This is a genomic window from Leisingera sp. F5 (genome assembly GCF_001593695.1).
In genome coordinates this window covers 1-1,308 of record NZ_LUKH01001065.1, presented here as the reverse complement: position 1 = coordinate 1,308, position 1,308 = coordinate 1, and the positions used below count along the sequence as shown (strand labels likewise).

Here is a 1,308-nt window from a genome sequence, read left to right as displayed (position 1 = left end):
GCAGTACATCTCAGATATGGTCGCCTGGGCCGCCATTGGCGCCCGCACCACCGAAAGCCAGATCCACCGCGAGATGGCCTCCGGCCTTTCCTGCCCGGTAGGGTTCAAGAACGGCACCCGCGGCAATCTGCAGATCGCGGTTGATGCGGTGCGCTCGGCGGCGCATCCGCACCATTTCATGGCATTGGCCAAATCAGGCCGTGCGGCGATTGCGGCGACCAGCGGCAATCCGGACGGCCACCTGATCCTGCGCGGCGGCGGCGGCACCAACTATGACGCAGCCTCGGTCGATGCGGCCTGCAAACTGGCGGAAAAGGACGGCATCCGCGGCCATGTAATGATCGACGCCAGCCATGCCAACAGCGGCAAGGACCCCATGAAGCAGCCCGCCGTGCTGCGCGGCATCGCCGGGCAGATCGCTGGCGGTGATGCGCGCATTACGGGCGTGATGATCGAAAGCCATCTGGTGGCCGGCCGTCAGGATCTGGGCAAAGGGGACCTCACTTACGGGCAGTCGGTTACCGATGGCTGCCTGGGCTGGGCGGATACAGTACAAGAACTGGAGGCGCTGGCAGAAGCCGTCACTGCACGGCGTGCCCATGCGGGACGGGCGGCTGAACCGAGCCTGGCAGAAGCCTGATGCTGCAAAGGGGCACATGCCTGGCGGCGCGTGCCTCCCTTGCAGCGGCGGGACTGCGGATATGCCGGCAAGTAAGAAAGCCTGATGCGCCTGGCCGGCCGCCGGCTTCTTTCTGGTCCAAAATACCTCGGGGTGAATTGGCCGCAAGGCCAAGAGGGGCTGCGTCCCTGTGCCGTCGCAACTGCTCATGTCTTGCAATCCGGGCGCGCGCTCCGCATATCCATCGCACAGCAACAAACGGAGCCCCCATGATCCGCCCAGTCCTGACCGCCCTTGCCATTGTTCTCGCCCTGCCGGCCGCAGCCGAAACCCGGGTGCCGCAGAACCAGGCGGACATCGCGCTGGGCTTTGCGCCGCTGGTCAAAGACGCCTCGCCGGCAGTGGTCAACATCTACGCCAAGGTAGTGCGCCAGGTGCAGCAGCGCCGCCGTTCGCCGTTCATGAACGATCCGTTCTTTGATGATTTCTTCCGCGGCTTCGCCAAGCCGCAGCCGCGGGTGGAGAACTCGCTGGGCTCGGGCGTGATCCTGTCGGGCGACGGTATCGTGGTCTCCAACTTTCATGTTGTGGGCATGGCCACCGAAATCCGGGTGGTGACCTCTGACCGGCGCGAATACAATGCGCGGGTGATCCTGGGCGACAAGGCCAGCGACCTGGCAATCCTGCAG

At 65.1% G+C, this 1,308-nt stretch carries 2 protein-coding genes; both read left to right on the top strand.

Annotation, left to right across the window (positions count from 1 at the left end):
- On the top strand, positions 1-640 hold a 640-nt coding region (locus A2I95_RS38900), incomplete at its 5' end, for a 3-deoxy-7-phosphoheptulonate synthase (RefSeq protein WP_291737726.1).
- 248 nt (positions 641-888) lie between these two features.
- A partial coding sequence (locus A2I95_RS38895; RefSeq protein WP_291737725.1) for a trypsin-like peptidase domain-containing protein occupies positions 889-1,308 on the top strand: 420 nt, incomplete at its 3' end.